Here is a 20,922-nt window from a genome sequence, read left to right on the forward strand (position 1 = left end):
AAAGTTCAGAGTCCGGTCTGAAACGGACCCTATCGCGGCTTGCAAGGCCGGGCGCTTCAGATGCGTTCACTTATGGGTCTCGGCGATGGTCGCCTCCGGATGCAAGCCGACCGTTCGTCCGGGAAAGCCGGCGGCGTCGAAATATTTCGTATCGCCCGCCACCTGATAATTCAGGATCGTACGCAGGCCTGAAGCCGATGGCGCTGACCCCAGTGTCTTGCGCTCCCACTGCGGCGTTGCACCGTTCGGAAACGCTTCGATCAATGGTCTGCCGACCAATTTTCCATGGCTCGTGGGCAGCAGTCCAAGGATCGCGATGATCGTCTTGCCGATGTCGGCATTGCTGGCCGGCGCCTCGTCGACAAAGCCCTCTTTGAAATCAGGGCCGATCGCGGCCATGAAGTTCTCGGTATCGCCCCGGTTGAAGCTGCCGTGCATGCCCTGGCCCTGCTGCAATTCGGTATCGGAGACGACCACCGCGCACGTGGTCGGTTCCGAGCAGCCGGTCGAGAAGCTCTTGAAGTTGACGACGATTGAGGGTCTGAGCATTAGCGCTGAGCCTTTGAGATTGACGGCGCTGAGCGGCAGTGTCCCCGCAAAGCTGCCGAGGTCATCCTCAACGAAAATCCCGCTGACGTAGTCTTGCGCCATCAGCGAGTCGATCGTCTTCTGAACGAGAGCACGGTCGCCGCTCGGAATGTAAATGAGATCCGAACCGCCATTGGCGGCGACGATCACGTTCGGAGCGTTCGGATCTTTGCCGATATAGCCATTGCCGTCGGACGGATGCGTTCCCTCCGAGACCTTGGCATTGCCGTCGTCCGGATCATAAAGCGGCATATCGAGCGTTTTCGCGAGGTCGATTGCGAGGAACCCAGGCGGCAACAGCGAAGGCGGCACATTCGGATAGGTGGCCTTCGCAGCTTCGCTCGTTTGGCTCTGCTTCGAGATCGTCGAGAAGCCGTGGTCCGACGAGATGATGATGTTCGTTGTATCGGCGAGCCCGAGCTGATCGAGCGTGCGCCGTATCACGGCCAGGTTGGAATCGGCATTGCTGATGGCCGCCATCGACGTCGGACCGTTAATGCCCGGTTCGAGCCGCAGGAAGCTGTCACCTTGGTTGTGCTGCGTCCCGTCGGGATCGCGCGACCAGAACACGATGACGAACGGCTTGCCGTCCTCCTTGAATTTCGGTAGCACAATTTTCGTCAATGCCTGCACGAAATAACCTTGCTGGACGATGTTGGCGTCTTTCGTCCCCGGCGTTTTGAAATCGCCATGATCTTTGTTGGTCAGACGGCTTGGAGCTTCGCTTGGCAGTCCGTACGCCTTTAGGCCTTCGCTGACCCAAGGAGCGAGCGGAATTCCGACCGATCTACCCGTCGCGTCATCGATGATGACGCTTTCGGCGCCACCGCGCGAGGAGTGATCGAATACGGCCGTCGGGCCGATCTTGCCGATCGCGGCCGTGTTGAAGCCGGAGCGATGGGCAACATGCAAGATCGTCTCTTCGTCTATGAAATTGCCGCCGAAGTGGTCGTCGATGTCACCGATAACGCCATCGCTTTCGATGAACGATAACCGAGCCGACTTTGCCGAGCGAATGATAAAACCGGCATACATGACGTTGCCGAACACGCCGGTGTCGCCGAGGTAATGTCCTGTCGCCATGCCGCTGGAATTTGGCATCGTGAACGTCGGAAACAACGAGTGGCTGTTGACGAAGTTTACGCCCTTGTCGCGTACATCGGCAAACGTCGGCGCCGTTTCAGGCGTGACGATCTTCCGCCGCAAGCCGTCGGGAACGAAAAGAATGACGTTGTGCTTTGATGCATCGGCGTGGGCCGGCGCAATGCTGAGAAGCACCGCAAGGCACAAGCATGCGCGCGAAAGAATCTGCTTCGGCACCATATTGAAGTCGTCCCCTCTAAGCGAAAGATGCGCTTGTCCATCGCCTAGATGATGGAAGCGACGTTCCTCTGACATTCCCCGTTCAAATGCGCATCTTACGGCGAAGCCTGGGAAACCAGTTCGCCGAGCCGTCGGACAGGGATTCCATCATGTCCGACAAGGCGCGCGATTTAGCGATTGTAATCAGCGTCAGCAGGATGGTCGGCACAAGCACTGCAGAAAATGCCACCAATCGCCATGGCGTCGATTGATTGGCCCAATCGAGCAGGTTCATACCGAGAAAGCCGGTGACGGTGGTGCCGACAAGTCCGAGCGTGGTCACGACGGTCAGTCGTGTAACGGTATCGCTCTGACGGCGCATAGCCTCGTTTTCAAGGAACTCGCTCATCTCCTGAATTTCCTGTCGAATGTCGTCGTAGAGGCGGTCAATATCGAGATGGCGGCGACACAGCGCAAAAATATCGTGTGCCTGCGTCTGATTGCTGACCGAGTGAAACCAGTAGCGATGCGTGAACCGGAGGAAGGTTTGCAGCGCCCGTCGCGATGCCGCTCTGAACGCCAGAATCGCGCTCTTGTTATTGGCATCGAGACGGCTCATCGCGCCGGTCAGATGATCGGAGAACATCAGCAGCGAAGCCTTGTGGAAGTGCGCGATCAGAAAGACAAGGAAGTGCTCATGCCGGAAGCTGTTGAGGCAGCCATGGTTGGGGTCGACGAAGAACGGGTTGTCGGCGCTGCCCGTCACGACAAGGGCATGACCGCACGACATATAGCGGCTCTGCGGCCACTCGATCTCGTTGTGCTGTCCGAAGTATCGATCGTAGCAATACCGCTCCTCGAAGTCTTCAAGGTGGCGCTGGGAGAATGGCAACTCCGAGCAGTCGCCTGGACCGGATGCAAAAGCGAGGCGGACGTAATCGGCGCGCGTCAGCTCGCTGCCGGCTTTCACGGCAATAAGCGCCATTTGCGGCATGCGATAATATTCGAGCTGCTTGTAGCGCAACGCACCCGGGTGATCGGAGTGATGCGGCACCAGCGGATGCAGCAGATATTGCCAATGCGCAGCAACGCGGGCGGCGCGCTTTGCGCAAACCTGCGCCAGAAACTTGTCGCGATCCTCGTAATCGGAGGCGGCCAGAACGTCACCGTGGCTTGAAAGAAATTCGACTTTCACTGGGCAATGTCCGGCAACGCCGGTGTCCTTCTCCCAATAGGCCGGATGCGTTCGTCCCAGTCGGAACATCACGTCCTGAACGTCGGCGAGTCCGATGTCTTCGGAATAAAGCTCCAACGCTAGGATCGCCACATCGATTTCGAAGAAGAAATACAAGTCGACGTGAGCCACCCTGAGTTCGATCGGGACCGCGCCGGGCGTTAGCTGTACGCGCACGGCCGCTACATCGGTACGCCGGAAGGTTTTGACCGGACTTTCCGATGACACCGATCCCGGTGATCTGCCAATTCGTCCGCCGTAAAGGAAGCGCTGGACCGGCGGCAGGAAGGTCACGAACTCATTGTAGTGACGCTCCTGAAAATCTTTCGGATCGCACGTGAACTCGTCATCGACCTCTTTCCACGGATTGTCCGGGCCGAGATTCGAAAGGATCGCCGCGAAGTCGTGATGAGACGGCTCAGGATTGGGCGGCATCAACTCGACCGGCCATATCAGGATCTGCCGGAAGTGTCCGATGCGGGTGTCGGCTGAAGCGTGTGGTGCAATCCCCGACCCGGCCGCAGTTTCGGAACGGACTTCATCAAGCATGAGAGCCTCGGCTTGCTATCGAATTGCGCCGCAGAGCAGCTTCGAAATCGAGTTCCCTTCAACGCGCCTCTCACCATTGCCCCATATCCATGACGGTTATGCGACATGTATGAAATATATGGGGAATTTCGCGTTTGTTCGGACCTGTAAAGCTCTGGCATCCAATGACCAGGGGCATCGAAGCGCTGATGACGGATGAGTTTACATCGTATATCTGCGCCCTGGTGTCGTCGGCCGGTCGATCATGACATACGTGAACAGGGAATAGGGGGAAACGTGCGCTTTCTTGTTTTTCAGCACATCGCTTGTGAGCATCCAGGCATCTTTCGCAAATTCTTCGCCGCCGACGGCATCGCTTGGGATGCCGTCGAACTCGATGAAGGAGCCGCGATTCCCGCGCTTGAAAACTACGATGCGCTTTGGGTGATGGGCGGACCAATGGACGTCTGGGATGTCGATGAATGCCCGTGGCTTGTCGATGAAAAGCGCGCGATCCGCCGCTGGGTTCGCGAATTGGAAAAACCCTTCATGGGGCTTTGCCTCGGTCATCAGCTTCTGGCCGATGCCTTGGGTGGCACATGCGGACCACAACGTCCGCCTGAAATCGGCATTCTCGATGTCGCCCTGACGACGGAAGCCGAAAGCGATCCGGTGTTCGGCAATCTGCCCAAGGAATTCAAAGCTGTTCAGTGGCACTCCGTGCGCGTTGCGCAGCCGCCTGAAGGCGCTGTTGTGCTCGCCAAATCGGACATTTGTCCCTGCCAGGCGATGCGTGTCGGCAAGACGGCGTGGAGCATGCAGTATCACGTCGAAATCGAAGACAACACGATCGACGACTGGGGAAATATCCCGGCTTACGCGCAAGCGCTGGAACGCACGCATGGACCTGGCGCACTGCCGCGCATGGCGGAAGCTGCTAAACCCCACACCGCGAATTTCGCTGCGGATGCCGAAACGCTTTATCGCAATTTCATGCGGACCATTCGGCAATAGTCCGCTTCAGGATCGATAACCGGCCAACGCATTTCATCGGAGCGAACGCAGAGCAAACCATCTGCGTTCGCTTTCTTTTTTGGGTTATTCTATTCGTCAAAGATCGCGTTTGGCGGTAGCGCAATCGGCGCAAGACGACGACTTTCTATGAAACATTTATTCGCGCCCGTGCTGCTTATATTTGCACCAACTGCCCTGAATTTGGCCTTGAACACACTATGAAATAGGTATCATAATTCAAAAATCATCACTCTCAGGAAAGTCACTGCACGCGATTTCTGCAATTCGACCTCAACTGATTTGGCTTGGAGGCTGATCTATGTACACTGCCGTCAAACGCGTTTTGGCCGGGGGGGCCTGCGCAGCGATCGTATCGCTGGCGAGTTTTAGCCAAGCCATGGCGGGCGCTCCTGAATCGCAAGATCCAATCAAGATTGCATTGTTCGATTGGACGAGCGTCAATCTCAACGCCAAGATCCTTGGCGGCATTCTGACCAAACTCGGCTACAACGTTGAATACCCGACGGCCGATTATCTCTCGAGCCTCACCACCGGCCTGACGAACGGCGATATCGATATCGGCGTCGAATACTGGGATACGACCGCGCGCGAAGCGATGAAGGCATCCGACGCCACCGGCCAGACCGAGCGGCTCGGCAAGCTTGGTCCCAAAGCCAAGGAAGAGTGGTGGTTCCCGGAGTACATGAAAGAAAAGTGCCCCGGCCTTCCTGATTGGAAAGCTCTGAAGGATCCCAAGTGCGCCGAAGCCTTCTCGACGCCCGATACAGCGCCAAAGGGCCGTTATCTCGGCGGCCCCGTGACCTGGGAAGGTTTTGACGACGAGCGCGTCGAAGCTCTCGGCCTGCCGTTCGTTGTTGTCCACGCCGGCACCGACGGCGCGATGTTCGCCGAACTCGATTCCGCCTATCAGCGCAAAGCGCCGATCATGCTCTGGATTTATTCACCGCATTGGGCGCCAGCGAAATACAAAGGCGAGTGGGTTCAGTTCCCGGAATATGAACCGGCCTGCTACACTGACCCGAAGTGGGGCGTGAACCCGGATAAGAAGTACGATTGCGGCAAGCCGCACGGCGAAATCTGGAAGTACTCCTGGAAAGGCCTGAAAGATAAATGGCCCGTCGCTTACAAAGTCGCCAAAAACTATACAATCGACACTGACGAACTGAACAAGATGTCAGGTGAGATCGATCTCGACGGCAAGTCGATGGACGAGGTCGCTGCGGCTTGGGTCGATGCCAACGAGGCCAAGTGGAAGGAATGGGCGAAATAAGAGTTCGGCTGAGCTTCCTTTGCAGCATTGAGTGAAGACGCGACGGGAACCGGTGTGCCATCGCAGGCTGTCGGTTCCCGTCTGTTTTTGAGGCCACACGGCGCGCTTGGCGCGATGGAGCGATCCTAAAATGAACACCCAAGCGCCCCTGCGCGATGATACGACGTCGGCGACTGACGATCGTCCGGTTAAACTGTTGTGCCAGGATGTGTGGAAAGTCTTCGGCGAAGGCGCGAAGAATTTTCTGGCGAAACACAACGGCGCACCGACATCCGAAGACCTGAGCAAAGCCCAGCTCGTCGGCGCCGTCCGGCATGCGTCGCTCGAAGTTCGTCGCGGCGAAAATTTCATCGTCATGGGCTTGTCCGGCTCGGGCAAGTCGACGCTCGTTCGCTGTCTCTCTCGATTGGTTGAGCCCACGTGGGGAAAGATCGAACTCGACGGCATCGACCTGCTGAAAGCATCCCCTGATGAATTGATTGAGATCCGTCGTCACCGCATGGGAATGGTATTTCAGCACTTCGCCCTGCTGCCGCATCTGACGGTGCTCGAAAACATCGCTTTTCCGCTTTCCGTTCAAGGCGTCGAACGCAAGACGCGCGAGGCACGCGCGCGCAAAGTTATTGAGCTTGTCGGCCTCAGCGGGCGCGAGCAGTTTTATCCGCGTGAGCTTTCAGGCGGCCAGCAGCAGCGCGTCGGTATTGCGCGGAGCCTCGCGGTCGAACCAGAAATCTGGTTCCTCGACGAGCCGTTTTCCGCGCTCGATCCCTTGATCCGGCGCGAGATGCAGGCCGAACTGCTGCGCCTTCAAAGCGTGCTGAAGAAAACCATTGTCTTCATCACTCACGATTTCGATGAAGCGATCCGCTTGGCCGACCGCGTCGCCATTATGAAGGATGGGGAAATCATACAGATCGGCACGCCGGAAGAACTGGTGCTCCATCCCGCAACAGACTACGTCGCCGAATTCACGCGCGACGTCCAGCGCTCGAAGGTGATGTCGGCAGCAAGTCTGATGCGCCCGGTTTCGCCATCTGCCGACTACGGCGGAACAGTCGGTGCAAGAGATAAGATCTCATCGTTTTCGGCTCGCATCGTCGGTGTCCGCAAGAACTTTCTTGTCACCGCCGCTGATGGTAGGCCACTCGGTGAAGTGACGCCCGATGACGTTATCGATATCCTTGCCGATCGCGACTTGGCTAAAGAGGCACGTGTATGACCGTCGCAGACACGACGGCGCCCATCCGGCCGTCCGCCATCTCCACCCCGACGTTGATCTGGACTGTGGCCATCGCCGTTGTCGCGATCCTCTATCTCGTTCCGAGCATCGCCCCTTGGGCTGTTAAGTACCCCGACGCCGCCATTATCCCGATTTCCAAGTGGATCTCGATAATCATGGCGTGGCTAAAGTCGAATTTCATGTGGTTGACGCGCGGCATCACCAACGTGTTCAACGTGCCGCTGCAATGGGCGATTGACCTGCTGGCCAAGGGCTGGAAGTCCGGTTACGGCCCCAACGCGGTCGTTCTGCCGCGTCTATCGTGGATCGGCGTGTGCGCAGCTTTTGCGATCGCGGGCTACAAATTCGGTGGTTGGCGTCTCTCGGCATTGGCCGCAGCCTGCATGCTATACATCGCCCTCTTCGGCCAGTGGACGAGCGCCATGCTGACATTGGCACTCATCGTTATCAGCGTGCCGTTGTGCGTTATCGTTGGGTTGATGCTTGGCGTCGTCGCCTTTCGGAAGCCCTGGATCGATCGTACGATCATCCAGCCGATGCTCGATCTGATGCAGACGATGCCGACGTTCGCCTATCTCATTCCGATGCTGCTCCTGTTTGGAAACAGTCCGGTGTCGGGCATGCTCGCAACAGCCATATTCGCAATGCCACCGATGGTGCGCGCCACCGTGCTTGCGCTGAAGCGCGTGCCTCACGAGATCGATGATTTCGGCGAAATGGTCGGTTGCACGCAACGCCAGAAATTGTGGTGGGTGCTGGTTCCCTCAGGACGCGCGACACTGATGGTCGGCGTCAATCAGGTGATCATGCTCGCCCTGAATATGGTCATCATCTCCTCGATGATCGGCGCCGGTGGTCTCGGCTATGATGTGCTTCTCGCTCTTCGAGCGCTGAAGATCGGCCAGGGCATGGAAGCCGGTCTTGCGATTGTCGCGCTTGCGATCGTTCTCGATCGGTTGAGTCAGGCGGCGGCCCGTCAGCGTCCCGCTATGCACGTGCAGGACCAGAACTTCATACAGCGAAACCCGATGCTGACGCTGGCCGTCGCCATTCTCGCTGTCACCACGATCTTGAGTGTCTATGTGCCGGCATTCGCAGCCGTCCCGGCCGCAATAAAGGTTTCGACTGCTCCCTACTGGAAGGCGGCCGTCGATTGGATCAACATCCATTTCTTCGATGCCATCGAAGCTTTCCGCACCTTCCTGCTGCTCTATATCCTGAACCCGATCCGAGATTTTCTCGTCGATTTTCCTTGGCTCGGAATGGTTCTGCTCGTCGGACTGGCAGGGTATCGTCTGTCCGGTGTGCGCCTTGCCGTGCTCGTCGTTCTGATGACGTCATTCTGCGCCGTCACAGGACTTTGGGAAAAGTCGATGGCGACGCTCTATCTCTGCGGCGTGTCGGCGATCATTTGTGCCGTGTTCGGAATTGCGATTGGCATCCTTGCGTCGCGCAGCGATCGTTTTGCGGCGTTCTTGACGCCGGTCCTCGACACCTTGCAGACGCTGCCGTCGTTCTGCTTCATCATTCCGGTGGTCATGCTGTTCCGTGTAGGCGACGTGACTGCCATGATCGCAACCGTCCTGTTCGCGATCGTTCCGGCAATTCGCTACACCAACCACGGCATTCGCCAGATTCCCGAAAGCCTGATTGAGGCTGCGACCGTATCTGGATGCACGCCACGCCAGATGTTCTGGCGCGTGCAGCTTCCCCTAGCGCTCCCCGAGATCATGCTCGGTATCAATCAGACCGTGCTGCTGGCGCTGAGCATGATCATTATCTGCGCCATGATTGGAACGCGCGATCTCGGCCAGGAGGTCTTCATCGCGCTTGCCAAGGCCGATGCCGGCCGCGGTTTGACCGCCGGTTTTGCCATCGCCTTCATCGGCATCGTCTCAGATCGCCTGATCAGAGCTTCGACCGATCGGCTCCAGTCACGGATGGGCCTCTCCTGAGGTCCATCACGCAGAGTTCAATGCTGAACGCGCTCGATAGCGATTGCGGTCGCTTCGCCACCGCCGATACAAGCCGACGCGATCCCTTTCGTCGCTCCCTGCCGCTCAAGCGCGTGCAGCAGAGTCACGATCAACCGCGCGCCCGTTGCACCGATCGGGTGTCCGAGTGCACACGCGCCGCCGTTGACGTTGAGCTTATCGCGCGCGATCGAAAGATCCTTCTGCGCGGCCATCGCGACCGCCGCGAACGCTTCATTGATCTCGTAAAGATCGACGTCACCAGCCTCCCACCCGGCCTTTGCCAAGGCTTTGCGAATGGCGGGAATTGGCGCGGTCGTGAACCAGGCCGGCTCCTGACTGTGCGTCGCGTGCGCGCGGATCTCAGCAAGGATCGGTAGTCCTTCGCGCTCTGCAAGCGAGCGACGCGTTAGAACCAGAGCTGCCGCCCCATCGGCGTTTGCCGACGAGCTGGCCGCGGTTATCGTGCCGTTCGGCCGGAACGCCGGTTTCAGCTTCGGCACTTTCTCCGGTGAGACCTTGAGCGGATTCTCGTCATCGACCACGACCTTCTCGCCCTCTTTGGTCGCGATGCTGATCGGAGCAATCTCGGCTTTGAATGCCCCGGACTGAATAGCGGAGCGCGCACGCGTCAGTGTCTCGACTGCGAACGCATCCTGATCCGCCCGCGTGAACTGATAGGCCTCAGCCGTTGCCTCGCCAAAATCGCCCATGCTGCGGCCTTTTTCGTAAGCATCTTCGAGGCCGTCGAGCAGCATGTGATCGAGCACCTGTCCGTGCCCGACGCGAAATCCGGCACGGGCCTTCTGCAGCAGATAGGGCGCGTTCGACATCGATTCCATGCCGCCCGAGACGACGATATCGGCCGAGCCCGCGGCGAGCAGATCGTGGGCGAGAAACGTGGCTTTCATGCCCGACCCGCAAACCTTGTTTACGGTCGTCGCACCGGTTGCATCGGGGAGCCCGGCTGCCCGCGCCGCCTGCCGTGCCGGCGCCTGCCCTTGTCCCGCCGTCAGCACGTTACCGAAAAGAACTTCGTCCACTTTCTCTGGCGCCAGCTTAGCCCGTACCAGTGCGGCTCGGATGGCGTGCGCACCGAGTTCCGAAGCCTGGAGCGGGGCAAGATCGCCCAGAAACCGCCCGAGAGGTGTCCTAACCGCAGATACGATGACAATCGGGTCCTGACGCACTGGTGGGGCTCCTCCGCCTTCTTGGCTATTCATGACGGCCGACATAATATATGATAGACGTAATGCAAGTGAGTGCATCGCTCCGCAACGCCGAATGTTGACGCACCTCAACGCGCGCCGCGAGAAAACGAAATTGGATGAGCCAATGAAGAGCGGGATTGTGTCGCCCCATGGTGCGGCAGCGATGTCAGGATTGGATTTTCTTGTTGCGCTGCGGGATGGCGCGCTTATGGCGCCACCATTCAGCCGCGCGACCGGAATTTTGCCGAAAGAGATTGAGATCGGCCGCATCGTTTTCGAAGGGACGCCAACTGAGCAATTTTATAACCCGATGGGGACTGTTCACGGTGGCTGGATTGCAACCCTTCTCGACACCGCAATGGCGTGTGCTATTCAATCCATGTTGCCCGCCGGACAATCGTATACGACGCTGGAACTCAAGACCAATTTCGTGCGTCCGGTCTTTGCCTCGACGGGTGTCCTGCGGTGTGAAGGCGTCGTGCTTTCGCTCGGCGGTCGCATCGCGAGTTCGGAAGGGAAGGTTTTCGACAAGGAAGGGAACCTTGTCGCTCACGGGACAGAGACATGCATGGTCATGGGCCAACGCAACGGCGCGTCGACCCACGCTTAGGCCCAAGGAGAAAAAAGAATGCCGCGAGTATCGCGCAAGGAAGCAGATCAACACCGCGAAGACGTGCTCAATGCAGCATCGAAGCTCTTTCTTGAGTACGGCATCGACGGCGTGAGCGTTCCCGCCGTCATGGCCGAAGCCGGTCTGACACACGGCGGATTTTACGGTCATTTCGATTCGAAAGAGGCGCTCGTCGCCGAGGCCTGTGAACGCGCGTTTAAAGAGCGCCGCAGCATTTACGACGGGATCGAGCAACGCAATGGCGCCGATAAAAAATCCGCGCGAGTGGAATTTATCAAACGCTACACGACGAAAGCACACCGCGACGCAATCGGCCTCGGTTGTCCGGCCGCCGCCATGTGCGGAGACATGGCACGCGAAAACCCCAAAGGCCAGATCAGAACCGCATTTGCCGCCGGTTTTAACGTGATGGTCGAGCGGTTGACACCGCTTCTGTCACGCAAAAGGAAGGACAAAGCTGCCGCGCGCGAAGATGCTTTAGCGCAGATCGCAATGCTCGTCGGGGCAGTGGTTCTATCGCGATCGACGAAGGGATCGCCCGTCTCCGACGAGATTATGCAGGCGGTGCGGGACGCTCTGTTGGACGCTTGACGAAGTTTTGAATGGCCGCTGCTAGGCCGGTTGGCCAAGATGATAATTACGTTCGCCATTTTATATGATGGAAAAAATATATAGCGGCGAGGCCTCGCCATTTCGAAATCCAAACGAGGACAAGAAAGGAACATCAAATGTCGAATTCTAAGGGAACGGCACTTGTCACAGGCGCCTCATCGGGCATCGGCGCTGTGTATGCCGATCGGCTTGCCAAGCGTGGGTATGATCTATTGCTCGTGGCACGAGATGCACAGCGGCTAAACGCGCTCGCCGGGCGCATCAAAGCCGAAACCGGCAGGTCGGTCGAGGTCGCCGCGGCCGACCTGACTTCGAAGACCGATCTCGCCGCTATCACCAAGCGGTTGCGGGAAGACAAAGCGATAACGCTTCTTCTGAACAATGCGGGCATGGGCTACAACGGCGCCATGGCTAGCGCCGACCTCGCCTTCACCGACCGGCTGATTGATCTGAACATCACTGCGGTGACGCATTTGGCGTCGGCTGCCGCTGCCAACTTCTCTGCGAAGAAGTCGGGCACCCTCATCAACGTATCATCGGTCCTGGCGCTCGCGCCTGAAATCGCCAGCGCCGTCTACTGCGCTTCGAAAGCCTACGTTCTGAACCTGTCCCTCACACTCAATACTGAGCTATCGGATGCCGGCGTACGCGTTCAAGCGGTCCTTCCCGGCGCGACGCGAACGGAAATCTGGGAACGTGCGGGCATCGACGTCAACAAATATCCGCCGGAAATGATCATGGATGTCGAGCCGATGGTCGATGCGGCGCTCGCAGGCTTGGACCTCGGCGAACTCGTCACGATCCCGGCACTGCCGAACGGCAAGGATTGGGATGATCTTAATGCGGCGCGCCTCGCGCTTCGTCCCAATCTCTCCCTTAGCAAACCGGCGCCGCGCTATACGAAAACCCACGCCCACGCTTGATCCCGGCACATGCAATACGGAAACGCCGCCAGACGAATGGCGGCGTTTTTCATGTTGAGCCAGATCGCGCGCCGATCGACTTTTCCCGAATATAGAAGCCGATCGTCATCGCTGCAAAAATCGGAGCGCCGATGAAAACCCACTCCTTGACGTGAGCATAGGTCACGGCGGCGGCTGCGCAGCCGAGCGCGAAGGCCACGATGCCGTTGAGCAGGTTGGTGACCCGTGCCGTCACGGCTGGCTTCTTATCGACGGGCACGCCATGAAAGAGATCGGCAAGATCGAGCATCGCCTGCGTTGTCGTCCCGGTCATGATGGTCGTCGGCGGATAGTTCGCAAGGTGAATGCGATGAAACGCATTTTGAATGGCCATCGCAACGACCAGAATAAGACCGACAGCGACGGCGGGAACTGTATCCGCATCGGGGAAGGGGCCGTAGTGAACGGCAAGCACGCCCGCAATCGTCATCAAAATGAATTGAAGCGTAAGCCAGATGCCGAGAATCGGCAGGCCGCTTTTCTCAAGCTGGAAACGCAGTAGTCGCGTCGCAAACACCACCGCGCAGAAAAGCGGCAGTGCTAGTATCTTGGCAATTGTATCGGATGAACCCTGGGCAAGCGATGCCCCGAGCGTCACGAAGTTTCCCGTTACATGTGAAGTGAAGAGCCCGCTCAAAGCGAGAAAGCTCGACGTATCGACGTAGCCAGCCGTAATACTCAATACGGCCGGCACGGCTGGCAGCGTCATAAGGCGCGGCATCATTCTTCCCCTCGTTGAGTCGGATTAGCCCAGACACGATTAGACGACCGCCCGAATGTCGTCACCCGCGAGAGCCGCCAAGCGGTGGCATTTGTCGCAATTTTTCTGAATGCACTATTTTGCGTCGGCCCCGGTGGACAATGACCGGTGGTCGGAGCTAACAGTGGCGGCCCAAAAATCTCGCGCCGGAACCGGAAGAAGCGTCGGCAAAATGGTCGAAGGATTGATCACTCTCCAAAGCTCCCATGGTCCGAAGGAGACGGCCGACCGGCTCGCGGCGACCGCGTCCAGCCATGGCATGACGGTTTTTGCGCGCATAGACCATGCGGCGGGCGCAACGGCAGCCGGCCTCGATCTCCGGCCGACAGAAGTGCTATTCTTCGGAAACCCGAAGGCGGGCACTGTGCTTATGCAAAGTGAGCAGACCACCGGCTTGGACCTGCCTCTGAAGGCCTTGGTCTGGCAGGATGAGCGCTCCGCGACATGGATTTCGTATCAGGATTTAGTCTGGCTCGCGAAAAGATATGAGCTTCCGCCTGCCATTCAGCCAACCGTAGAAAAAATGTGCTCATTGATTAAAGTCGTCGTAGAGGAGGCTGCCGGATGACCTCGATCAATGTGGCGGTATCTACCGTCTGATCAATTGCAAACCCCTTTTCACACCCCCCTCAACGCATAGCCAAGGAAGAGATAAACATGAAAGCGGATACGACCAAATCCCGGCGTAAGGCTCCACTCGATACGCCGTCGCACTTCTCCGACAACGCCATCAAGGACATCTCCGCGTCGCTCTCGGCGCTGCTTGCCGATTTCTTCGCGCTCTACATCAAGACGAAGAACTTCCACTGGCATATGTCCGGTCCGAATTTCCGGAGCTACCATTTGCTTCTCGACGATCAGAGCGAGCAGATTTTTGCGGCGACGGATGATATCGCCGAACGTGCCCGCAAGCTCGGTGGCACGACGATCCGTTCCATCGGCCAGATCAACAGCCAAAAGCGCATTCTCGACAACGACGCCGATTTCGTTTCGCCGAACGATATGCTGGCAGAGCTTCGCGACGACAATCTGCAGTTGGCGGACGAAATGCGCCAGCTCCACGATCTCTGCGACGAGCATGGTGATGTCGCTACAGCGAGCCTTCTCGAAAACTGGATCGACGAAGCTGAACGCCGCGTGTGGTTCCTCTTCGAATCGACCCGGAATATTCCGCACGAAGCCTGAGCATCGCTTACGATTAAGGACAATTCGGACAAAGGCGCGAGATCAATCTCGCGCCTTTTCCTTTTCCAGCGCGTCATACGCCCGGGGCCGCTGCATCTGAAACGCCGTCTCCGCCGTTCCATAGAGGCCGCGTCCGTGGAGCCTCGAGATCAGATTGAGTTTCGCCGTGTCGACGTAGAACTTCGCCGGGTCGAGCATGGCCTCGTCGGCAATATGCGCCTGAACGACTTCGCCAATCGCGAGCAGCTGGTTGGAAAAGATGAGCGGCGTATGCAGCCGGCATTCGAACGAAACCGGACTGATCGCAACCCGCTCCGGATTGACCTTGAGCGACGGGACCGTCTCAAGCTCGGCCAATGCAAGCTCGCCAACATTCGGAGGCGCATCAACCGACGTTAAATTCATCGCCTCCGCCGCCACGCGCGGCACGAGATTGACCACGAACTCTTCCGTGTCGAGGATATTGCGGGCGGTGTCCTTCATGCTGCCGTCGCCGTCGGTCATGATGCCGACGGCAAGCAGTGCCGGGTCTTTGCCCATGGCGTTGAAAAAGCTGAACGGCGCCGCATTGCGGGCGCCGTTCTTTGCTCGTGTCGTTATCCAGGCGATAGGCCGCGGAACGATCGTACTGGTGAGAAGCTTGTAGCGATCGTCTGCTGCAAGTGTTTCGAAGTCGAAGTCCATTCCAACACCTGTCCTGTGCGGCCGTTAGAGATCCTTGAGGATCTTCTTAACGTGCTCGACCTCGTCCTGCACGATCGTGTGGCCCATACCGGGGTAGATGATCTCCGTCACGTTGCCGCCGAGCGCCTTAAGAACCTCCGCCGACTCCTTCACCCGCTTGAGCGGAATGTGAAAGTCGATATCGCTGCAACCGAGAAATACCGGCGTGCCCGCGAGAGAGCCTGCATAAGTCCGCGGCGTCCCTTCTGGTCCGATCAAGCCGCCGCTCAAGCCTGCGACGCCGCCGAAACGGCGAGCGTTCCGGGCTGCGAACTCGAGCGCGAGGCATGCGCCCTGGGAAAATCCCAAAAGCACGATCTTCTCGGACGGCACGCCCTGCCGCTCGACATCCGCGACAACGTCCGAAAGCGTTTCCAGAGCGTTGCTGAGATGCGGCTCGTTCTGGGCAATCGGTGCCATGAAAGACTGCGGATACCAACTGCCCGAACGCGCCTGCGGAGCGACATAGGCGATGTCGCCGGCTTCGAATGCGTCCGCAAGGCCGAGCATACCCTCGGCACTTGCTCCACGTCCGTGAACCATGATCATCGCCGCACGGGCGGCACCCAAAGGTGCGCCCGCACGAATGACGTTTGTCGTCATTGTCGTCATGCTGCCTTCTCCAACGGTTGCAGCACTGCCTCGATTTCCTTCCGCTGCCCTTCAAGGAACGCCGGCAGTTTCAATGCCTGTCCCAAGGTGGCCACCGGCTCATCGACGGCAAAGCCTGGTTGGTCGGTTGCGATCTCGAAAATCACGCCGCCCGGCTCGCGGAAGTAGATCGACCGGAAGTAGTTGCGGTCCATCTGTTCCGTCGCCTGGATGCGATGGTTCTCGACGAGCTTCTTGCGCATCTCGGCCTGCTCTTCATCCGACGCCGCGCGGAACGCGACGTGATGGACCGAGCCCCGGCCCATGCGAGCCGCAAGAAAGCCCTTCGCCTCGTGGATTTCGACGACGCTTCCGGTTTTCGTGCCTTTCGCCACGAACCGCGTGACGTTGCCCTCGCTGCCCGCTTCCGTGAAGCCCAACACATCCGTCAGGATGGCGCCGGTGCTCTTCACGTCTTCAAGCAGCAGTCGGATGCCGTGGAACCCGCGAATGGCGTTTTCCGCTGCAACGTCACTGCCGGTCCAAGCGGCCTCGGCTTCGGCACCAGCCACGCCAACGAGTGCGAGGCTCATGCCGTCCGGATCCGTGAACTGCAGGACCGACTGTCCGAAGCGCTTCTCGATCGCCTCGTGCGGCACGCCCTTCTCGACGAAGCGGTGTGTCCAATAGCCAATCGCGGTCTCGGGAACGCGAAACATCGTCTGCTGCGCCATCCCGACTCCATTCCGGCCCTTGGACGCATGTGCCCACGGGAAGAACGTCAGGATCGTGCCGGGCGTGCCGGTCTCGTCACCGAAGTAGAGGTGATAGGTGCCGGGATCGTCGAAGTTGACGGTCTTCTTGACCAAGCGAAGGCCGAGAACGCGCGTGTAGAAGTCGAGATTGCGGGACGCATCGCCAGCGATCGCAGTGATGTGGTGAATACCAGACATGGCTTGTCCTTTCTCTCGTTCGCACGAGATGTCACTAGGTTGATCTGCTATGTGGAGGGTCGATCCGGCGCTTCAATCGGAGCCGGTGGAAGCGGACCGTCGCCAATTCGGCAACGGTCCGAATTAGTGAGGCTTACGCCTTCAGCTTGGCCGCGACCTGCGCGACGTGCCGGCCCTGGAACTGCGCGCCTGCAAGTTCGTTGGCGGAGGGCTGACGCGAGCCGTCACCGTTCGCGATCGTCGTCGCGCCGTAAGGCGAGCCGCCGGTCACTTCGCTGACGCCCATCTGCCCCTGGAACGAGTACGGCAGTCCGACGATCACCATGCCGTGGTGAAGCAGAACCGTATGCGTCGACAGGATCGTGCTCTCCTGACCGCCGTGCTGCGTGGCCGTCGATGAGAAGACGCTGCCGACTTTGCCGATCAGCTTGCCGCCGAACCAGAGGCCACCCGTCTGATCGAGAAAGTTTTTCATCTGGGCCGGCATGTTGCCGAAACGGGTCGGCACGCCGATGATGATCGCGTCGTAGTTCGGAAGCTCATCGACCGTTGCAATCGGCGCCGCCTGATCGAGCTTGAAATGCGACTGCCGCGCAACCTCTTCCGGTACCAGTTCGGGCACCCGCTTGATCGTCACCTCGGCGCCGCCTTCGCGCGCCCCTGCCGCCACGGCCTCCGCCATCTTCTCGATGTGGCCGTAGCTGGAATAATAGAGGACCAGAACCTTCGTCATATGCGTGCCTCCAGACACCTTGAAATTCGCTTTGTGCGGAGGCATCAGCCGTCCGACGTCCTGAATATGGCTCGTTGACGAAAATCGCTCAATATATCAATATACGAGCAAACTGTTTCCAATTTGGATACAAATGGACAAGCTCGACGCCATGAGAGCGCTGGTGAAAGTCGTCTCCAGCGGCAGCTACGCCGAGGCGGCGCGTCGCCTGGGGTTGACCCGCTCGGCCGTCAGCAAGGGCGTCATGGAGCTCGAGCAGGCGCTGGGCGCCCGTCTCCTGGACCGCACCACGAGGCGCGTGACCCCGACCGAAGCCGGCCTTGCGTACTATGAGCGCTGCGTTTCCATCCTCTCCCAGATCGAGGAAACCGAGGCCCAGGTCTCCCGCCTCCATGACGAGCCAAAGGGCATCCTGAAGGTCAACGCACCGATGTCGTTCGGCATGCTCTACCTCGGCAAGGCCATCTCCGACTTCATGACCCTCTATTATGACCTCAAGGTCGAACTCCTGCTGACCGACCGCTTTATCGACCCGCTGGAAGAAGGCGCGGACGTCACCCTGCGGATCGGGACGCCGACGGACTCGAGCCTCATCGCCCGCCGGATCGCACCGGCCCGGATCGTGATCGTCGCGTCGCCCGGATACCTCGAAAAACATGGAATGCCGCAGACGCCCGCCGAACTGGTCGATCACAAATGTCTGAGCTACGGCCACACCACATCGATGCAGCGCTGGCACCTGACCGAGAAGGGCCAGCCCGTCTCGGTCGCCATCGGCGCGTGCCTGGCATCGAACAATGGCGATGTGCTGCGCGACGCAGCCGTGCAAGGCATAGGTATCGCAAACTTGCCGACGTTTATCGTGGGCCAGGATATTGCCGACGGACGGCTGAAGCTTGTCCTTCCCGACAATCGGCCGTCAGACCTCACCATTCACGCGCTCTATGCGCCGAACCGCTATCTGGCCGCGAAAACCCGCGTCTTCATTGATTTTCTCGTCGATCGCTTCGGCAAATCGCCACCCTGGGACGACTTCGAAGGTCAGCACTGACAAAAATTCCGCCTCGTCACGGCCGGGGAGGCGCGCGCCGAAGCAGGTAGGTGTCCATGATCCAGCCCTTCCGCGTCCGCTCTTCCGCGCGGGCTTCTTCGATTGCGTCAACGCATTCCTTCAGCTTGCCGGAGATCAAGACCTGATCTGGCGTGCCGAGATAGGCGCCCCAGAAAATCTCGACGTCCTCGTCGATCAGCGCACGAAGCCCTGAACCGTTATCGAGCATCACGACGGCCGTATCGACCTTTTGCGGCAATCCTTCGAGCAGTTTGCGGCCCGTAGTGATGTGCACCGGCTCGCCGATCGGATTGAGCGCGATTTTATGCTCGGCGGCCAACGCCTGGACAGCCGTGATTCCAGGAATGATCTCATATTCGAATGCGAGCGTTCCTTGCGCTACGATCTGGTCGATGACGCGTATCGTGCTGTCGTAAAGGGAGGGATCGCCCCAAACGAGAAACCCGCCGACCTCGCCGTCTTTCAGTTCATCCGCAATAAGCGAGCTGAAGATCTGCGCCTTCTCGCGATGCCATGCATGGACACCGGATTTATAATCGCCGCCCTGGTCCCGCACCGGCCCTGGAATCTCCACGATCCGATAGGACTTGTCCTCGATGAAGCGCTCGCAGATTTCCCGCCGAAGATTGGCGAGATCAGCCTTAACTTCTCCTTTGTCGAGAAAGAAGAACACATCGACCGCGTTTAGCGCCTTCACCGCCTGCATGGTGATGTAGTCGGGGTTTCCCGCGCCGATCCCGATGAGCAGAACTTTCTTCATGCCAAGGCTTCTCCAAGGTGACGGGCGACGGAAACCGTAAATCTGCCGATTTGTCGATGGGGCACGTGCGGGACATTGCACGAGGCCGCATTCGGTGCCAATTCACGGGGGTTGAATTCGTAAAGGGAAATGCCCGTCGATGGCCAAGCGCATTGTGTTGGTAACCGGATCGCTGGCCGAGCCGCGCGTCAAGCGTGTGGCGGAAGAGCTGAATGATCCCGACCTGGAGCCGGTCGTCACCAATATCGGCGTCAAGGTCGCGGCCCTCATGACGACGGAAATCGTCGAGCGCCGCCTGAAGCTGCCCGAGCACGCCGACCGGGTCATCATGCCCGGCCGTTTTCGCGGCGATCTCGAACGCCTATCGGACCATTTCGGCACACGCTTTGAGCGTGGCCCGGAAGAGATCGCCGATCTGCCTGAATATCTCGGCCACGCCGCACGCAAGATCGACCTGTCCGAGCACGACGTCAAAATCTTTGGCGAAATCGTCGATGCAACTCTGATGACGCCGGAGCAGATTGTCGAACGCTCGCGCAAGTATCGCGCCGACGGGGCCGACGTCATCGATCTCGGCTGCTTGCCGGACAGTCCGTTTCCACATCTGGAAGCGTCCATCGCGGCGTTGCATGCCGATGGTGCGAAGGTCAGCGTCGATTCCTTTAATCCGGAAGAGTTGTCGCGCGCCACGCGCGCAGGCGCCGACTATCTTTTCTCGCTATCCGAAAAGACGATCTCGATTGTCCACGAAGGTCCTGCTGCGCCGATCCTCATTTCGGCTGGTGCCGCCGACATGGATTCGCTCGATCGCGTCATCGATATCATGATCGCGAAAGGCCGCCCCTTCTACGCCGACCCGATCCTCGATCCGATCCACTATGGCTTCACCGCATCCGTCGCGCGTTATTACGACCTGCGCAAGCGCCGCCCAGACATTCCGATCCTGATGGGCATTGGTAACGTAACGGAATTGACCGACGCTGACACCACGGGCATCAACGCCATCCTGATGGGCATGTGCTCCGAGCTTCACATCACGGCAGTGCTTGCTGTGCAGGTGAGTCCACATTGCCGGACCGCGATTAAGGAATTCGACCGCGCCCGCCGCGAGTACTTCGCCGCTCGCAAGGCCAATGCACTGCCGCAAGGTTTTGGCTCGGGCCTCATGGCCTTGCGCGATCGCAAAGGCTTTGCTTCGACACCGGAAGAGATCAGATCGCTCGCGTCGGAAATTCGCGACCAAAATTATCGCATCGAGGTCGCGGAAGATGGCGTCCATATCTACAATCGCGACGGCCATCACGTCTCAGACGATCCGTTCCAGCTTTATCCGCATCTCGATACCCGCGCCGATCCCGGCCACGCGTTTTATCTCGGCGTCGAGACGGCGCGCGCCGAAATCGCCTACCGCCTGGGCAAACGCTACGCGCAGGATGAGCCGCTGGAATTTGGCGTCGTTGCCGAAACCAAAGGTTCCGCCGACGACGCTCACTTGATGAAGTTCAAGGACGCGGGCTCCACCCTGAAGAAAGAGCCGAAACCCGAGTAGTCCGTTTCCT

The 20,922-nt window shown here is 58.9% G+C and carries 20 protein-coding genes; 11 read left to right on the plus strand and 9 right to left on the minus strand.

Features of this window, described 5'->3' with window-relative positions; translation table 11 throughout:
- Nucleotides 1-66: 66 nt before the first annotated feature.
- Nucleotides 67-1,911: an alkaline phosphatase family protein gene (locus tag RLW55_RS07145; protein ID WP_423416388.1), complete on the minus strand. Its 1,845-nt coding sequence runs from the start codon at nucleotides 1,909-1,911 to the stop codon at nucleotides 67-69.
- An 82-nt stretch (nucleotides 1,912-1,993) separates the two neighbouring features.
- A complete protein-coding gene (locus RLW55_RS07150) occupies nucleotides 1,994-3,673 on the minus strand; it encodes a CorA family divalent cation transporter (RefSeq protein ID WP_423415989.1) in 1,680 nt (559 codons plus the stop codon).
- Between the two features lie 276 nt (nucleotides 3,674-3,949).
- On the opposite strand from RLW55_RS07150, the gene RLW55_RS07155 reads away from it, so the two are divergent.
- The 4 genes from RLW55_RS07155 (at nucleotide 3,950) to RLW55_RS07170 (ending at nucleotide 9,152) form a co-directional block, all read left to right on the plus strand.
- Complete coding sequence (locus RLW55_RS07155) at nucleotides 3,950-4,666, plus strand: type 1 glutamine amidotransferase (protein ID WP_409561292.1); 717 nt, start codon at nucleotides 3,950-3,952, stop codon at nucleotides 4,664-4,666.
- 397 nt (nucleotides 4,667-5,063) lie between these two features.
- The gene (locus tag RLW55_RS07160) at nucleotides 5,064-5,957 is read left to right on the plus strand and encodes an ABC transporter substrate-binding protein (RefSeq protein ID WP_423416389.1); all 894 of its coding nucleotides are present in this window, start codon (nucleotides 5,064-5,066) and stop codon (nucleotides 5,955-5,957) included.
- A gap of 130 nt (nucleotides 5,958-6,087) precedes the next feature.
- Nucleotides 6,088-7,176 (plus strand): quaternary amine ABC transporter ATP-binding protein, encoded by a 1,089-nt coding sequence (locus tag RLW55_RS07165; RefSeq protein WP_409561291.1) that lies wholly within the window; start codon nucleotides 6,088-6,090, stop codon nucleotides 7,174-7,176.
- A complete protein-coding gene (locus RLW55_RS07170; RefSeq protein WP_423415990.1) occupies nucleotides 7,173-9,152 on the plus strand; it encodes an ABC transporter permease in 1,980 nt (659 codons plus the stop codon). The genes RLW55_RS07165 and RLW55_RS07170 overlap by 4 nt, the downstream gene beginning before the upstream one ends.
- A 17-nt stretch (nucleotides 9,153-9,169) precedes the next feature.
- Here the strand turns inward: RLW55_RS07170 and RLW55_RS07175 are convergent, their stop codons facing one another.
- Nucleotides 9,170-10,360 carry an acetyl-CoA C-acyltransferase gene (locus RLW55_RS07175; RefSeq protein ID WP_409561289.1) on the minus strand — a complete coding sequence of 397 codons (1,191 nt, stop codon included), beginning with the start codon at nucleotides 10,358-10,360 and terminating at the stop codon, nucleotides 9,170-9,172.
- Between the two features lie 145 nt (nucleotides 10,361-10,505).
- Here RLW55_RS07175 and RLW55_RS07180 point away from each other — a divergent pair, with 145 nt between their 5' ends.
- The 3 genes from RLW55_RS07180 to RLW55_RS07190 all read left to right on the plus strand — a co-directional run bounded on the left by RLW55_RS07180 (nucleotide 10,506) and on the right by RLW55_RS07190 (nucleotide 12,547).
- Nucleotides 10,506-10,991, plus strand: coding sequence for a PaaI family thioesterase (locus RLW55_RS07180; protein WP_423415991.1), 486 nt, complete (start codon nucleotides 10,506-10,508; stop codon nucleotides 10,989-10,991).
- 18 nt (nucleotides 10,992-11,009) lie between these two features.
- Entirely contained in the window at nucleotides 11,010-11,603 is a 594-nt protein-coding gene (locus RLW55_RS07185) for a TetR/AcrR family transcriptional regulator (protein WP_409561287.1), read from the plus strand.
- A gap of 137 nt (nucleotides 11,604-11,740) precedes the next feature.
- Nucleotides 11,741-12,547: an SDR family NAD(P)-dependent oxidoreductase gene (locus RLW55_RS07190; protein ID WP_423415992.1), complete on the plus strand. Its 807-nt coding sequence runs from the start codon at nucleotides 11,741-11,743 to the stop codon at nucleotides 12,545-12,547.
- 49 nt (nucleotides 12,548-12,596) lie between these two features.
- On the opposite strand, the gene RLW55_RS07195 is transcribed toward RLW55_RS07190, so the two are convergent.
- On the minus strand, nucleotides 12,597-13,310 hold the full coding sequence (locus RLW55_RS07195) for a YoaK family protein (RefSeq protein ID WP_423415993.1): 714 nt from the start codon (nucleotides 13,308-13,310) through the stop codon (nucleotides 12,597-12,599).
- 208 nt (nucleotides 13,311-13,518) lie between these two features.
- On the opposite strand from RLW55_RS07195, the gene RLW55_RS07200 reads away from it, so the two are divergent.
- Both RLW55_RS07200 and RLW55_RS07205 read left to right on the plus strand, forming a co-directional pair.
- Nucleotides 13,519-13,914, plus strand: coding sequence for a DUF302 domain-containing protein (locus RLW55_RS07200; RefSeq protein ID WP_423415994.1), 396 nt, complete (start codon nucleotides 13,519-13,521; stop codon nucleotides 13,912-13,914).
- Nucleotides 13,915-14,003: 89 nt separating this feature from the next.
- A complete protein-coding gene (locus tag RLW55_RS07205) occupies nucleotides 14,004-14,531 on the plus strand; it encodes a Dps family protein (protein ID WP_013949876.1) in 528 nt (175 codons plus the stop codon).
- Nucleotides 14,532-14,573: 42 nt separating this feature from the next.
- On the opposite strand, the gene RLW55_RS07210 is transcribed toward RLW55_RS07205, so the two are convergent.
- The 4 genes from RLW55_RS07210 to wrbA form a co-directional block, all read right to left on the minus strand.
- On the minus strand, nucleotides 14,574-15,215 hold the full coding sequence (locus tag RLW55_RS07210; protein WP_423415995.1) for a flavin reductase family protein: 642 nt from the start codon (nucleotides 15,213-15,215) through the stop codon (nucleotides 14,574-14,576).
- A gap of 24 nt (nucleotides 15,216-15,239) precedes the next feature.
- Nucleotides 15,240-15,866, minus strand: a complete 627-nt coding sequence (locus RLW55_RS07215; protein WP_423415996.1) for an alpha/beta hydrolase — start codon at nucleotides 15,864-15,866, stop codon at nucleotides 15,240-15,242.
- Nucleotides 15,863-16,798: a ring-cleaving dioxygenase gene (locus tag RLW55_RS07220; protein WP_423415997.1), complete on the minus strand. Its 936-nt coding sequence runs from the start codon at nucleotides 16,796-16,798 to the stop codon at nucleotides 15,863-15,865. The genes RLW55_RS07215 and RLW55_RS07220 overlap by 4 nt, the downstream gene beginning before the upstream one ends.
- A 133-nt stretch (nucleotides 16,799-16,931) precedes the next feature.
- Nucleotides 16,932-17,531: an NAD(P)H:quinone oxidoreductase gene (gene wrbA / locus RLW55_RS07225; RefSeq protein ID WP_409561280.1), complete on the minus strand. Its 600-nt coding sequence runs from the start codon at nucleotides 17,529-17,531 to the stop codon at nucleotides 16,932-16,934.
- A 133-nt stretch (nucleotides 17,532-17,664) separates the two neighbouring features.
- Here wrbA and RLW55_RS07230 point away from each other — a divergent pair, with 133 nt between their 5' ends.
- On the plus strand, nucleotides 17,665-18,582 hold the full coding sequence (locus RLW55_RS07230; RefSeq protein WP_409561279.1) for a LysR family transcriptional regulator: 918 nt from the start codon (nucleotides 17,665-17,667) through the stop codon (nucleotides 18,580-18,582).
- 16 nt (nucleotides 18,583-18,598) lie between these two features.
- Here the strand turns inward: RLW55_RS07230 and cobF are convergent, their stop codons facing one another.
- Nucleotides 18,599-19,363 (minus strand): precorrin-6A synthase (deacetylating), encoded by a 765-nt coding sequence (gene cobF / locus RLW55_RS07235; RefSeq protein ID WP_423415998.1) that lies wholly within the window; start codon nucleotides 19,361-19,363, stop codon nucleotides 18,599-18,601.
- Nucleotides 19,364-19,502: 139 nt separating this feature from the next.
- Here cobF and RLW55_RS07240 point away from each other — a divergent pair, with 139 nt between their 5' ends.
- Nucleotides 19,503-20,912 (plus strand): DUF6513 domain-containing protein, encoded by a 1,410-nt coding sequence (locus RLW55_RS07240; protein WP_423415999.1) that lies wholly within the window; start codon nucleotides 19,503-19,505, stop codon nucleotides 20,910-20,912.
- Nucleotides 20,913-20,922 lie beyond the last annotated feature (10 nt).

The organism is Hyphomicrobium sp. B1 (genome assembly GCF_049532635.1).
Taxonomy (GTDB): Bacteria; Pseudomonadota; Alphaproteobacteria; order Rhizobiales; family Hyphomicrobiaceae; genus Hyphomicrobium_B.

Bases quoted from the DNA above. Each gene is read 5' to 3' on its own strand.
- RLW55_RS07145 (WP_423416388.1), bottom strand. From the start codon at position 1,911: ATGGTGCCGAAGCAGATTCTTTCGCGCGCATGCTTGTGCCTTGCGGTG.
- RLW55_RS07150 (WP_423415989.1), bottom strand. From the start codon at position 3,673: ATGCTTGATGAAGTCCGTTCCGAAACTGCGGCCGGGTCGGGGATTGCA.
- RLW55_RS07160 (WP_423416389.1), top strand. From the start codon at position 5,064: ATGGCGGGCGCTCCTGAATCGCAAGATCCAATCAAGATTGCATTGTTC.
- RLW55_RS07165 (WP_409561291.1), top strand. From the start codon at position 6,088: ATGAACACCCAAGCGCCCCTGCGCGATGATACGACGTCGGCGACTGAC.
- RLW55_RS07170 (WP_423415990.1), top strand. From the start codon at position 7,173: ATGACCGTCGCAGACACGACGGCGCCCATCCGGCCGTCCGCCATCTCC.
- RLW55_RS07180 (WP_423415991.1), top strand. From the start codon at position 10,506: ATGAAGAGCGGGATTGTGTCGCCCCATGGTGCGGCAGCGATGTCAGGA.
- RLW55_RS07185 (WP_409561287.1), top strand. From the start codon at position 11,010: ATGCCGCGAGTATCGCGCAAGGAAGCAGATCAACACCGCGAAGACGTG.
- RLW55_RS07190 (WP_423415992.1), top strand. From the start codon at position 11,741: ATGTCGAATTCTAAGGGAACGGCACTTGTCACAGGCGCCTCATCGGGC.
- RLW55_RS07195 (WP_423415993.1), bottom strand. From the start codon at position 13,310: ATGATGCCGCGCCTTATGACGCTGCCAGCCGTGCCGGCCGTATTGAGT.
- RLW55_RS07200 (WP_423415994.1), top strand. From the start codon at position 13,519: ATGGTCGAAGGATTGATCACTCTCCAAAGCTCCCATGGTCCGAAGGAG.
- RLW55_RS07205 (WP_013949876.1), top strand. From the start codon at position 14,004: ATGAAAGCGGATACGACCAAATCCCGGCGTAAGGCTCCACTCGATACG.
- RLW55_RS07210 (WP_423415995.1), bottom strand. From the start codon at position 15,215: ATGGACTTCGACTTCGAAACACTTGCAGCAGACGATCGCTACAAGCTT.
- RLW55_RS07215 (WP_423415996.1), bottom strand. From the start codon at position 15,866: ATGACGACAATGACGACAAACGTCATTCGTGCGGGCGCACCTTTGGGT.
- RLW55_RS07220 (WP_423415997.1), bottom strand. From the start codon at position 16,798: ATGTCTGGTATTCACCACATCACTGCGATCGCTGGCGATGCGTCCCGC.
- wrbA (WP_409561280.1), bottom strand. From the start codon at position 17,531: ATGACGAAGGTTCTGGTCCTCTATTATTCCAGCTACGGCCACATCGAG.
- RLW55_RS07230 (WP_409561279.1), top strand. From the start codon at position 17,665: ATGGACAAGCTCGACGCCATGAGAGCGCTGGTGAAAGTCGTCTCCAGC.
- cobF (WP_423415998.1), bottom strand. From the start codon at position 19,363: ATGAAGAAAGTTCTGCTCATCGGGATCGGCGCGGGAAACCCCGACTAC.
- RLW55_RS07240 (WP_423415999.1), top strand. From the start codon at position 19,503: ATGGCCAAGCGCATTGTGTTGGTAACCGGATCGCTGGCCGAGCCGCGC.